The sequence below is a fragment of the Spirosoma litoris genome, assembly GCF_054776755.1.
Genome location: NZ_BAAHBI010000061.1, coordinates 82,714 through 94,260 on the forward strand (window position 1 = coordinate 82,714; position 11,547 = coordinate 94,260).

Sequence of the window (11,547 nt, forward strand, 5' to 3'; positions counted from 1 at the left end):
TCCTCCTCTCCGCTTGCCTATTCGGACTTAGCTTAACCAGCTGCCAAACGTCTAGCAAATCAACCGAAGAACAGGCAAAGGCATCCGCCGATTCTGCCGCTGCCTGTATTGCGAAGGGAATGCCATCGCGATCGGCAGCTATTCGGAACGCTGCTTCCGGATCTGAATCGGGCACTGGAACTACGGAAGGGATGGTTCTGATTCCGGGTGGGACGTTTCTAATGGGTGCTGATGAGTTTGTGGATGCGCGGCCCGTCCATTCCGTAAACGTGAAAGGTTTCTGGATGGATGAACACGAAGTGACCAACGCTGAATTTGCCAAATTTGTAGCGGCAACGGGTTACAAAACCATCGCCGAACGGCCATTGAATCCGGCAGATTATCCTAATGTGCCCGTTGAGCAATTAGTACCTGGTTCGGCAGTATTTAAGCCAACAGCTCAAAAAGTATCACTCACGAATCCGTTACAGTGGTGGGAATACGTGAAAGGAGCTAGTTGGCAACATCCCAAGGGAGCTAATAGCTCGATCAAAGGGCATGAAAACGAGCCCGTCGTTCATGTAAGTTATGACGATGCGCTTGCTTATGCGAAGTGGGCTGGAAAACGCTTACCAACCGAAGCCGAGTGGGAGTTTGCCGCTCAGGGTGGAAAAGGAAATCATACGTACTATTGGGGAAATGAATTGAAACCGGCTGGTAAATGGGTTGCCAATATTTACCAGGGCAGTTTCCCCGATCATAACACAACCGAAGATGGTTTTGTGGGTGTCGCCCCCGTGAAATCATTCCCCGCAAATCCATATGGGCTGTACGATATGGACGGTAATGTCTGGGAGTGGTGTCAGGATTTTTATCGACCCGATTACTACACAAAATTGGTTACTAATAATCCACAAGGCCCAACCGACAGTTACGATCCCGATGAACCCGGTGCCGTGAAGCGTGTACAACGGGGCGGCTCGTTCTTATGTAGCGATGAGTACTGTATTCGGTACAAAGCAGGTAGCCGGGGCAAAGGCGAAGTAAGCAGCGGAAGTAATAACCTTGGCTTTCGCTGTGTTCGGGATAAATAAAAGATGGAACGCAGATTACTAAGATGATTATGATTTACACAGATAAAAATCGTTTTAGATCATAACCATCCTAGTAATCTGCGTTCCATCGTATCTGCCTAAATCCCACTAAAATTTAGTATCTTTGTGGTTCAATCTGAACGAAAAACCACGACATGCTATCGGTACAAAACGTCTCACTTCGCTACGGTAAGCGAGTTCTTTTCGACGACGTAACTATAAAATTTACACCCGGTAACTGCTTCGGTGTTATCGGCGCTAATGGAGCTGGTAAATCAACGCTATTGAAAATTCTGTCGGGTGAAATTGAGCCGCAAACGGGCTCAGTAACCATGACTCCCGGCGAACGTATGTCGGTGCTGAACCAGAACCAGTCGGCCTACGATGAGTTTCCAGTTCTGCAAACGGTCATTATGGGAAACAAACGCCTGTATGACATTATGCAGGAGAAAGACATCCTGTATGCTAAAGAAGAGTTTACCGACGCCGACGGCGAAAAAGCGGCTGAACTCGAATCGGAATTTGCTGAGATGAATGGTTGGGATGCTGAATCAGACGCGGCCACTTTATTATCGGGACTGGGCATTAAAGAAGACGTACACTACTCGCTCATGAGCGATCTGAATGGCTCCGAAAAAGTACGGGTACTGTTAGCGCAGGCACTATTTGGTAATCCGGACGTACTGCTGCTTGACGAGCCGACCAACAACCTCGACGTCGAATCGGTTATCTGGCTCGAAAACTTCCTGGCTAATTTCAATAACACCGTTATCGTGGTTTCCCACGACCGGCACTTCCTGGATCAGGTCTGTACACAAATCGTGGACGTTGACTTCAGCAAAGTGAAGCTGTTTGCGGGTAATTACTCATTCTGGTATGAATCGAGTCAACTGGCGCTGAAACAACGGCAGGATCAGAACAAGAAAACGGAGGATAAGCGGAAAGAACTGGAAGAGTTTATCCGGCGATTCTCGGCCAACGCGTCGAAATCGAAACAGGCTACCAGCCGGGCTAAATTGCTTGAAAAACTCACGCTAGAGGATATTCAGCCCTCATCACGGAAATATCCGTACGTAAACTTCAAGCCCGAACGTGAACCTGGCGATCAGATTCTGACAGTTGACAATCTGACCTATACCTCTGAAGACGGCACGAAGCTGTTTGAAAATCTATCGTTTACCATGAATCGGGGCGATAAGATTTTCCTTTATAGCCGCGATGGGCTGGCTGTTTCGGCTTTATTGGATATTCTGGCTGGCGAACGCAAAGCCGATTCGGGTACATTCCGTTGGGGAATTACCATCACCATGTCGTATTTCCCGACTGATGCTGAAAAAGAAAAATTCTTCCAGACCGATCTCAACTTAGTTGACTGGTTACGACAGTATTCGGTTGAAAAAGATGAAAGCTTTATTCGAGGCTTCCTGGGACGGATGTTGTTTTCGGGTGAAGAGTCGCTGAAGAAAGCTACGGTGTTGAGTGGGGGCGAAAAAGTGCGGTGTATGCTATCGAAAATGATGTTGTCGGGCGCTAACGTTCTGATGCTCGATGAGCCTACCAACCACCTTGACCTCGAATCGATTGAATCGTTGAACAATGGCCTGATTGACTTCAAAGGACCGATTCTGTTCACCTCACACGATCACCAGTTTGTACAGACGATTGCAACGCGTATCATCGAAATCACCCCAGCTGGTATCCTCGACAAGTTGATGACCTACGACGAATTCATCTCTGACGATCGAGTAAAGGCACAACGTGAAGAGTTGTACGCAGCAGTAGCGTAGTAGAAATAATAAACAAAAAATGGGAGATTGACTATTTTAAAATAGTCAATCTCCCATTTTTTGTTTATTTAAGCTATGTTTGCCTGACAGATAGATTGCTTTGCATGAATTACCCAAGTTATGATGTTGCTGTTTCTAAAAATAAGTCGCGCTACGAATTTATTAGCGTAGGTCGGAAAGGACATATTCGGAAAATTGTAGAGTACTCTTATCTGGACGGTCTTAATCTTTGGAACCTTGGTTTTGGTGATTTTGATCCAATTCGTAATAAAATTGACGATGAGGTAATTTCAGATAATGGAGATGGCCGAAAAGTTATTAAAACTGTAGCATTAACATTAGTCCAATTCTTGGAGGAATATCCAAAAGAAACTGTAATCTTTATGGGAAGCGACTCGCGTAGAGCATTACTTTACAATCGTATAGTATCACAATTTTATAACGAATTTTCAGGAAAGCTACTAATTTCGGGATGGAGTCAGGAAGGTATTGAAGTTGATATTGAAACTGGCAAACAATACATTGCGTTTATAATTCGTAAATCCAGTTAAGTAAACAATCGGATGGCTATGAAGAATTTAAAAGGAAAAATCGAGGGGAAGTTCACTATTGATCCCACAATAGATGAACGATATGGCGATAAGCCTCTCTTTCCACATAAAATTGAGCGAATCAAAAATCTGCTTAAAGGTACTAAATTAGACCCTGCCACATTTTCTTCAAAAATCGAAGACTGAGGTCTAAATTATGTCTATTGATATCTCCCACAAGTTGATGTACTAATACTTGCTAACGAGCGATCATTGATGCGTATGTAAAGAGTATGCTGTGATAGTTTAATTAATGTATAGAACCTTTTGAAACGGGGAATCTGGTAAATCTGCCAGATTCCCCGTTTTCTTTTTAGCCATTACCCTGTGTTTGCTAGTTATATCCTAAAAACTACCAGACACTATTCTATGCAGTCTTTTGATGTTATTGTTATTGGTACAGGATCGGCGGGTAAAACGGTGGCTGAGGCTGTTCGCCAGGCGGGTAAAACGGTGGGCATTATCGATAAATTACCTTTTGGAGGCACCTGTTCGCAACGTGGATGCGATCCTAAAAAAGTGCTGGTAGGAGCGGCCGAAGTTATTGCCCGTTCAGAACAGTTGGTTGGAAAAGGAATCAAGGCCAAGGCTGCTATTAACTGGCCAGACCTGATTCAATTCAAAAAAACATTTACAGAACCAATACCAGATCGAACCGAGAAACAGTTCGCGGATGAGGGTATTATTTCCTTTCATGGGGCGGCTACATTCTTATCAACAAATACGATCCGCGTAGGGGAAAATGAGCTACGAGCTACCCACATAGTTATTGCAACTGGCCAACGCCCTAAAATACTTAACATTCCTGGAGAAGAGTTGCTCACAAATAGCACTGGCTTTATGGAGCTGGCCCAGCTTCCAAAGAAAATCGTGATGATTGGGGGCGGCTACATTGCTTTTGAATTTGCGCATATTGCCGCTCGTGCTGGCGCGAAAGTGACGATTCTTCATCAGGGCAAACGCCCACTAGAAGCTTTTGATACCGATTTAGTGAAGCTTTTAATAAAGGCTATGGAAGCGATCGGCATTAAGATCATTCTGGAAGCAAGCGTAACATCAGTAAAAGGCAAAGAGGGTAATCTTACCGTTAGTTATCGACAGAGTAGGAAAATTCATTCGATCTCGACGCAATTAGCGGTTCATGGAGCTGGCCGTGTAGCCGATGTTGCCGAACTGGCGCTGGAGAAGGCGCATGTTGATGTGAATGAGAAAGGGGTGACCGTCAACAAATACCTGCAAAGTGAGTCAAATCCTGCAGTTTATGTCTGTGGAGATGCATCAGATAAAGGACCGCCCTTAACGCCCCTGGCATCTTATGAAGGGAAGATTGTTGCTGATAATATCCTAACGGGCAATCGATGTACCTATGATGACGCGCCAATTCCATCGGCTGTTTTCACTGTACCGACGCTGGCGTCTGTTGGGTTAACGGAAGAGCAAGCCAAGGAGCAGGGGCGAAACGTAAAGGTGCTATTTCAGGAAACGACCGACTGGTATGTTAGCCGACGTATTAACGAACCATATACAGGGGTCAAAACGCTTGTTGATGCGGATACGGGTCAACTACTAGGAGCGCATTTACTTGGCTCGGGCAGCGATGATCTCATTAACCTGTTCACACTCGCCATGAAGCATGGCATTTCGGCAAAAGACCTCGCTGGTACGTTATTAGCTTACCCCACGCATGGGTCTGATTTGAATTCGATGCTGCCGGAATAATACATTGTTGTTGATAGTTGGCTCTTAGCGAGGGAATACCCGCTGAAGAGCCCCCCAGAGTCGTTTCTTTAAGTTTTGATCCGCTTCTATCGTGGGCAACGAGTCTGCCATCAGGAACGTAATGCCTTCGAACCGAACAGGCGAATAGCGATCCATCATAATATCGAGGTTTATTCGCTCAAAGGGTACTCCAAACGTAATGAAGTGATTGATGTATTTGCCGCGCAATAGTTCGGGGAAGTCCATATCTCGCACGCCATGCAGGTTGAGTAAATCGACTCCTTCGATGTTCAGATTGACAGCTTTTAAAATTTTCTCCAGAAATAATAAGTTGCTGGGGTCTAACTCTTCATCGGCCAATAAAAGAACTTTATGGTTGAGCTGTGGTAGTCGAGGTTTCTGAGTAGGGAGCAGTACTGAAGGAGTTGTCGGTCGTGGGGCTGGTTGAGGCAATGGTTCTGGCGTATGAATTAAAACAACAGGTTCAGGTTGCACAACAATTGGAGGAGCAATGGATTCCGCTGGTACAGGGATAATCACTTTTGAGTCCACTTGAACCAGCAATGTCTCTGCGGACAACGTATCCAACTCGGCTAATAAATCAAGGGGCTCTTTTCCATCCGGTGATACAGGGAGAACTGTATCAACCGAATTCGGCTGTAAAACGGTCGATGTATCCCAAGATTCGCCGGGGAGTTTAAAGAGCGAATCGTTTTGATAAAGAGTTTGATAAAAATTCTTGGCGGACATAATTTGGAGACACCCCTGATTCGGTTGGTCAAAAATACGCAAAAAAGTCGCCCCTGCTTGTTTATGAACAGGGGCGACTTCAGCTCAATGCTAGTTAACTATTCAATAATTGATCTCTTGTTTGCTGGTTGAAATGTTGAATAAATCGTAAATCCAACAATAACGCGTTACACAGCTAATAAGAAGGACTATCGAAAAGCTAATGAACAGGTAAGAAACAATCTCAGACAAAAGCCCTAACAAACAAGGTGCTAGCAAATCTACAATGAGTATGGCCCGCACAATTTGGTCCACAAAACTGATATTTTTTTTGAATAGCATAAGTTAAGATAGTTACAGAGGAAAGTGAAAGTAATTAAAAAATTATATAAACACAATATAAGGATGTGATTATCAGATTATTTCAACAAAAAATGCCCTCGTGTATACGAGGGCATTTTTTGTGTATAGTTAATGTATATCAGTTAAGCAATCACGGCGCGCCGATGGATAATGGCTTCACGGTCAGGGCTTGTCGAGATGAAATTGATCGGTAAGCCTAACACATCTTCCAGGAAATACACATAGTCTGCCAACTCAGCAGGCACTTCCTCGAAAGAGCGCATGTTCGTCAGGTCGGTCTGCCAGCCTTTAAATGATTTGTAGATAGGAGTTACCGCCGTATCGCAAAGATCATAGGGCATCTGTTCGGTCGTAGTCCCGTCAGGCAATTCATAGTGCGTACACACCTTGATTTCGTCGAAGATGTTGAGCACATCGACTTTCATCATCACTAGTTGAGTCACGCCATTAATCATAATCGCATACTTCAGAGCGGGCAAATCGAGCCAGCCGCAACGGCGAGGACGACCCGTAGTTGCGCCAAACTCGCGACCTTCTGCCCGAATGCGTTCGCCTGTTTCGTCAGAAAGTTCAGTAGGGAAGGGGCCACTACCAACGCGGGTACAATAGGCTTTGAAAATACCGAATACTTCGCCAATCTGCCGGGGCGCCACGCCCAGGCCTGTACAAGCTCCGGCAGTCATCGTGCTCGATGAGGTTACGAATGGGTAAGAGCCGAAGTCAATATCAAGCAAAGAACCCTGAGCGCCTTCGGCCAGAATTTTCTTGCCGCTTTGTATCGCATCGTTTACCGCATATTCGCTATCGCTCAGTTGGAAGCCCTTCATGAACTCCACAGCACCAAAGAACTCGGCTTCCGCCTGTGGCAATACCGACGAATAATCGAAATTGTTTTGATCCAGAATGACTTTATGAATCGCTACCAGCTTGTCGTATTTGGCGCGAAAGTTTGGTGATTCAACATCGCCAACCCGTAAACCCAGTCGAGCAACTTTATCCTGATACGTTGGGCCAATACCTCGTAGCGTCGATCCAATTTTCGACTCACCTTTTGCCTGTTCATAAGCAGCGTCAAGGAGTCGGTGCGTTGGGATAATGATGGAGGCTTTGCGGGAAATTTGCAGATTCTGGGTTAAGGATAGGTTGAACTTCGCCAGTCCGTCGATTTCTTTTTTAAATACAATCGGATCAAGCACTACGCCATTCCCGATAATATTGAGTATATCGTCGCGAAAAATACCAGATGGAATTTGGTGTAACACATGCTTTAAGCCATTGAATTCAAGCGTATGGCCCGCATTAGGACCACCCTGAAACCGGGCTACCACCTGGTACTGTGGAGCCAGTACGTCCACAATTTTACCTTTTCCTTCGTCGCCCCACTGGAGGCCTAATAAAACATCGATCATTCTTGAATAAATTAAAAAAGACCCCTGTCAAGTAGTCTAACCTTGTCGTTGAACTTAAAAATATCAACGGTCACTTTTCCTATTACTGTTAGTGGCTCAATAAACCCACTCGATAACCTAAAATGCTCGGCCCAAATATCAGTTCTAGGATTGAAAAAGCGCACAATTTCCTGTGTATTCCAGTTAATGGATGCAATGTCAGTTCCTTTATTTCGATTGCAGTCCGGGCAAGCGTATGCCAGATTGCTTTCTACATTTGAACCATTGTGTTTGCGACTGATTATATGATCTACTTCAAATCCAATGAATGAACCCTCATCTTGAGCGAGACAATATTCACAAGTGTATGATGCTTGTTGAGCAACGCGTTTACGTACCGTTGCCGAAACGGGTACGTTATTGGTGGGCATATTGCTTTGCCTTCGCTTTGGCTAATCGCATAATATGCTCTACATTCATAATATCGTTGATTAATCCTATTTCCTCTTGGGTAGCCGTACCATTTTTTTCTTTATCCAGTAGCAGATAAAAATAGTCATGCATATCTTCTGAAGCCCTAAACTGAAGAATATCTTCTGGCTTTATATGTGTCAGCATGAAGTCGACCAATGTTGAATATGGATTCATCTTATTTAACAGTTGGTAGTACTCATTTACTCTTCCATGGCTACAGCAACCTCCTGTGTCTCGTTTGGAATATCCTTTTTGTTCTCGCAGAAATCGCGGGCGCAGGAACCATAAAAGATCAGTGAGTGGTGCATCACATTGAATTTCAGCATATCGCCAACCATGTTCTGGATATTCTGCACACGTGGGTCGCAGAATTCCATTACTTTATGGCAGTCGGTGCAAATCAAGTGGTCGTGCTGACGGAAACCGTACGATTTTTCATATTGCGCCAGGTTTCGACCAAACTGGTGCTTAATGACTAAATCACAGTCAACGAGTACGTCGAGGGTATTGTAGACGGTGGCCCGGCTAACCCGGTACTTCTTATTCTTCATGGAGATATACAATTCGTCTACATCGAAGTGGTCTTTGCGATTGTAAATCTCTTCCAGAATAGCAAAACGTTCGGGCGTTTTTCTAAGGCCCTTTCGTTCGAGATAAGCCCTGAAAATCATCTGGGCAGCCTCTAAATTCGTTTGTGTCGGCGCAGGCATATCCGGTTCCGATTAGGTGAAAGTGCAAATGTAAGTAAGTTTGGTTCAAGGTTTCATGTTCTATTCGATAAACATGAAACCTTGAACCAGAAACACATTAAGAGTCGAAGCGAACGACTTCAAAGACACCCTGAACGCGCTCTAGTTTGCGCATCAGAATTTCGAGGTGACTTGTATCGTGGACGTAGAGCCGAATATTGCCTTCAAAAATCCCATCCTTCGAATCAATCGCTACAGAGCGCATATTAATGTGCAGCTCGTTGCTGATAACGCGAGTGACATCGTTAATTAAGCCTACCCGGTCGGTGCCCGTAATTCGAAGGCCAGCCAAAAAAGCCAGTTCTTTCTGGGAAGTCCACTTCGCCTTGATAATCCGGTTTCCGTGATTCGACATCAATTCGACGGCATTAGGGCAGGTAACCCGGTGAATTTTAATGCCTTCGTTGATCGTTACGAAGCCAAAAACGTCATCGCCTGAAATCGGGTTACAACATTTCGAGAGCGTATAGTCGATCTTATCCATGTCCTCGCCAATGAGGAGCATGTCGGCATCAGCCCGCTCGCCGTGAATTTTCTTGAGTTCTTTTACAAACGCCTTTGCGTCGGGAAGGGCATCGGTATTGAGCTTATTGGTGCGATTTTCCTTGGCTTCTTTATCGGCTTTGAACTTCTTGAGTTCGCCAACATCAATGTGACCTTTACCAACCCGATAGAAGAAATCATCCGTTGTTTTAGAACCAAAATAGGCCCGCAACTGATTGATGATTTCATTGGTCATCTCGATCCGAAGTAAGCGCAACTTCTTGTTGACCAGTTCTCGGCCATCGGTCACGTAACGCTTATTTTCTTCCTTGATTAAGTCTTTAATCTTCGTCTTCGCCTTCGAGGTGACGACAAAGCGTAACCAGTCTTCGTTGGGCTTTTGCCGGTTCGAGGTAATGACTTCAACCTGATCGCCATTTTGCAGGACGTAACTTAGGGGCACAAGCGTATTGTTGACTTTAGCCGCCATGCACCGTGCTCCAATCTGGGTATGGATATCGAAGGCAAAATCGAGGGCCGTTGCGCCCCGTTGTAACACCTGAAGATCGCCTTTAGGGGTAAAGACGAAGACCTCTTCGCTATATAGGTTGCTCCTAAAATCGTCGACAAACTCGATGGCAGCCTTTTTGTCGCCACTACCCGCCGACTCGATCATATCGCGAACCTGGCTAATCCAGGCTTCAATCCCGGCGCCGGTCTGCGTATCGTTACCTTTATATTTCCAGTGAGCCGCGTAGCCTTTTTCCGCAATTTCGTTCATCCGCTCCGTACGAATCTGTACTTCTACCCACTGCCCCAGCTTACTCATAACGGTTGTATGAAGCGATTCATAGCCGTTGGTGCGAGGGGTACTGATCCAGTCTTTTAACCGATCGGGGTTAGGTTTATAGTGGTCTGTAACGATAGAATAGGCACGCCAGCAAGCTGCTTTTTCCTCGTCGGGCGGTACATCCAGGATAATCCGAACGGCAAACAAATCGTAAATTTCCTCGAACGGTTTTTTCGATTTGTTCAACTTGGTCCAGATCGAGTAAATCGATTTCGGGCGACCTTTAATGATGTATTTGATCCCTGTTTCGGCGAGGTCTTTCTCAATGGGCTCAATAAATCGACCAATAAATCGATCGCGGGCGAGTCGGGTTTCTCGTAGTTTCTTGGCAATATCTTTATAGGCTTCCGGCTCTACGTGCTTTAGATAAAGATCTTCCAATTCTGATTTAATCGTATATAATCCTAACCGGTGCGCCAGCGGAGCATAGATATAAATCGTCTCGGAGGCAATCTTCAACTGCTTATCGCGGGGCATCGAGTCCAGCGTTCGCATGTTATGAAGCCGGTCGGCGAGCTTAATCAGAATCACCCGAACGTCATCTGACAGTGTCAGCAACATTTTCCGGAAATTCTCTGCCTGTTGTGAGGAGCCGTACTCAAAAAAGCCCGAGATCTTGGTCAGGCCGTCAATAATTCGGGCCACTTTGGGGCCAAAGGCCCGGTCAATGTCGGCAATTGTTGTATCCGTATCTTCAACAACATCATGGAGGAGGGCGGCTACTATACTCGTCGTTCCGAGACCAATTTCTTCAACAGCGATTTGTGCAACGGCCAGTGGGTGATAAATATAAGGTTCTCCCGACCGGCGACGCATGTTTTTGTGAGCCTCTGCCGAGGTGTTAAACGCCTTCTTAATCAGTTTAGCGTCATCTCCCTTGAGCATTGGCTTGGCCGCCCGCAGCAATCGCCGGTAGCGTTTCAGGATTTCCTGCCGTTCCAGCTCTAAATCAATTACGGGCTCGGTATCAGATTGACGTTCGACTGCATTCATCATAGGGGTGTCTTTGGTGGGCCTTGCCCTTCAGTTGTACTCTACTACCAAGATAACAAAATAATAAACGAAAAATGAGCGAAGATTAGCTAAAAATAAAACCTTCTGTAATTTTTCTTGGAGAGTTAAAATCTTTTCGTACTTTTGCAGTCCCAAACCGATGCATAATGTAAGATGCATGATGAATAAGGGCGGTTACGCGTACTATATTATTCATTCTACATTATTCATTGACGGCTACCTGCGGGCGTGGCGAAATTGGTAGACGTGCCAGACTTAGGATCTGGTGCCGCAAGGCATGGGGGTTCGAGTCCCTCCGCCCGTACAAAGTTTAAAAGCGAAAGAGTGA

At 45.4% G+C, this 11,547-nt stretch carries 12 protein-coding genes and 1 tRNA gene; 6 read left to right on the forward strand and 7 right to left on the reverse strand.

Translation table 11 applies throughout. The features are described from left to right. Nucleotides 1-119: 119 nt before the first annotated feature. From ACYVGR_RS31160 to ACYVGR_RS31180, 5 genes are all read left to right on the forward strand, one after another. Entirely contained in the window at nucleotides 120-1,073 is a 954-nt protein-coding gene (locus ACYVGR_RS31160; RefSeq protein ID WP_460963875.1) for a formylglycine-generating enzyme family protein, read from the forward strand. A 155-nt stretch (nucleotides 1,074-1,228) separates the two neighbouring features. Continuing rightward, a complete protein-coding gene (locus ACYVGR_RS31165; RefSeq protein ID WP_460963876.1) occupies nucleotides 1,229-2,860 on the forward strand; it encodes an ABC-F family ATP-binding cassette domain-containing protein in 1,632 nt (543 codons plus the stop codon). A gap of 104 nt (nucleotides 2,861-2,964) precedes the next feature. Beyond that, nucleotides 2,965-3,411, forward strand: coding sequence for a DUF6934 family protein (locus tag ACYVGR_RS31170; protein WP_460963877.1), 447 nt, complete (start codon nucleotides 2,965-2,967; stop codon nucleotides 3,409-3,411). Nucleotides 3,412-3,429: 18 nt separating this feature from the next. Further along, on the forward strand, nucleotides 3,430-3,597 hold the full coding sequence (locus ACYVGR_RS31175) for a hypothetical protein (protein ID WP_460963878.1): 168 nt from the start codon (nucleotides 3,430-3,432) through the stop codon (nucleotides 3,595-3,597). A 222-nt stretch (nucleotides 3,598-3,819) separates the two neighbouring features. After that, nucleotides 3,820-5,169, forward strand: a complete 1,350-nt coding sequence (locus ACYVGR_RS31180) for a dihydrolipoyl dehydrogenase family protein (protein ID WP_460963879.1) — start codon at nucleotides 3,820-3,822, stop codon at nucleotides 5,167-5,169. Between the two features lie 24 nt (nucleotides 5,170-5,193). Here ACYVGR_RS31180 and ACYVGR_RS31185 read toward each other — a convergent pair whose 3' ends face one another. The 7 genes from ACYVGR_RS31185 to ACYVGR_RS31215 form a co-directional block, all read right to left on the reverse strand. Next, nucleotides 5,194-5,919, reverse strand: coding sequence for a hypothetical protein (locus tag ACYVGR_RS31185; protein WP_460963880.1), 726 nt, complete (start codon nucleotides 5,917-5,919; stop codon nucleotides 5,194-5,196). Nucleotides 5,920-6,021: 102 nt separating this feature from the next. After that, complete coding sequence (locus ACYVGR_RS31190; RefSeq protein ID WP_460963881.1) at nucleotides 6,022-6,240, reverse strand: YgaP family membrane protein; 219 nt, start codon at nucleotides 6,238-6,240, stop codon at nucleotides 6,022-6,024. A 143-nt stretch (nucleotides 6,241-6,383) separates the two neighbouring features. Then, nucleotides 6,384-7,670 (reverse strand): adenylosuccinate synthase, encoded by a 1,287-nt coding sequence (locus ACYVGR_RS31195; RefSeq protein ID WP_460963882.1) that lies wholly within the window; start codon nucleotides 7,668-7,670, stop codon nucleotides 6,384-6,386. Nucleotides 7,671-7,681: 11 nt separating this feature from the next. Continuing rightward, the gene (locus tag ACYVGR_RS31200) at nucleotides 7,682-8,080 is read right to left on the reverse strand and encodes an HNH endonuclease (RefSeq protein ID WP_460963883.1); all 399 of its coding nucleotides are present in this window, start codon (nucleotides 8,078-8,080) and stop codon (nucleotides 7,682-7,684) included. Next, on the reverse strand, nucleotides 8,067-8,267 hold the full coding sequence (locus tag ACYVGR_RS31205; protein WP_460963884.1) for a hypothetical protein: 201 nt from the start codon (nucleotides 8,265-8,267) through the stop codon (nucleotides 8,067-8,069). The genes ACYVGR_RS31200 and ACYVGR_RS31205 overlap by 14 nt, the downstream gene beginning before the upstream one ends. Before the next feature lie 56 nt (nucleotides 8,268-8,323). Further along, entirely contained in the window at nucleotides 8,324-8,833 is a 510-nt protein-coding gene (locus ACYVGR_RS31210) for a Fur family transcriptional regulator (protein WP_182463797.1), read from the reverse strand. Between the two features lie 97 nt (nucleotides 8,834-8,930). Then, complete coding sequence (locus ACYVGR_RS31215) at nucleotides 8,931-11,201, reverse strand: RelA/SpoT family protein (RefSeq protein ID WP_460963885.1); 2,271 nt, start codon at nucleotides 11,199-11,201, stop codon at nucleotides 8,931-8,933. A 240-nt stretch (nucleotides 11,202-11,441) separates the two neighbouring features. On the opposite strand from ACYVGR_RS31215, the gene ACYVGR_RS31220 reads away from it, so the two are divergent. Further along, nucleotides 11,442-11,523: transfer RNA gene (locus tag ACYVGR_RS31220), tRNA-Leu, on the forward strand. The last annotated feature ends 24 nt before the right edge of the window (nucleotides 11,524-11,547 follow it).

Coding starts and splice junctions, on each gene's coding strand:
- ACYVGR_RS31160 (WP_460963875.1), top strand. CDS start 120: ATGCCATCGCGATCGGCAGCTATTCGGAACGCTGCTTCCGGATCTGAA.
- ACYVGR_RS31165 (WP_460963876.1), top strand. CDS start 1,229: ATGCTATCGGTACAAAACGTCTCACTTCGCTACGGTAAGCGAGTTCTT.
- ACYVGR_RS31170 (WP_460963877.1), top strand. CDS start 2,965: ATGAATTACCCAAGTTATGATGTTGCTGTTTCTAAAAATAAGTCGCGC.
- ACYVGR_RS31175 (WP_460963878.1), top strand. CDS start 3,430: ATGAAGAATTTAAAAGGAAAAATCGAGGGGAAGTTCACTATTGATCCC.
- ACYVGR_RS31180 (WP_460963879.1), top strand. CDS start 3,820: ATGCAGTCTTTTGATGTTATTGTTATTGGTACAGGATCGGCGGGTAAA.
- ACYVGR_RS31185 (WP_460963880.1), bottom strand. CDS start 5,919: ATGTCCGCCAAGAATTTTTATCAAACTCTTTATCAAAACGATTCGCTC.
- ACYVGR_RS31190 (WP_460963881.1), bottom strand. CDS start 6,240: ATGCTATTCAAAAAAAATATCAGTTTTGTGGACCAAATTGTGCGGGCC.
- ACYVGR_RS31195 (WP_460963882.1), bottom strand. CDS start 7,670: ATGATCGATGTTTTATTAGGCCTCCAGTGGGGCGACGAAGGAAAAGGT.
- ACYVGR_RS31200 (WP_460963883.1), bottom strand. CDS start 8,080: ATGCCCACCAATAACGTACCCGTTTCGGCAACGGTACGTAAACGCGTT.
- ACYVGR_RS31205 (WP_460963884.1), bottom strand. CDS start 8,267: ATGCTGACACATATAAAGCCAGAAGATATTCTTCAGTTTAGGGCTTCA.
- ACYVGR_RS31210 (WP_182463797.1), bottom strand. CDS start 8,833: ATGCCTGCGCCGACACAAACGAATTTAGAGGCTGCCCAGATGATTTTC.
- ACYVGR_RS31215 (WP_460963885.1), bottom strand. CDS start 11,201: ATGATGAATGCAGTCGAACGTCAATCTGATACCGAGCCCGTAATTGAT.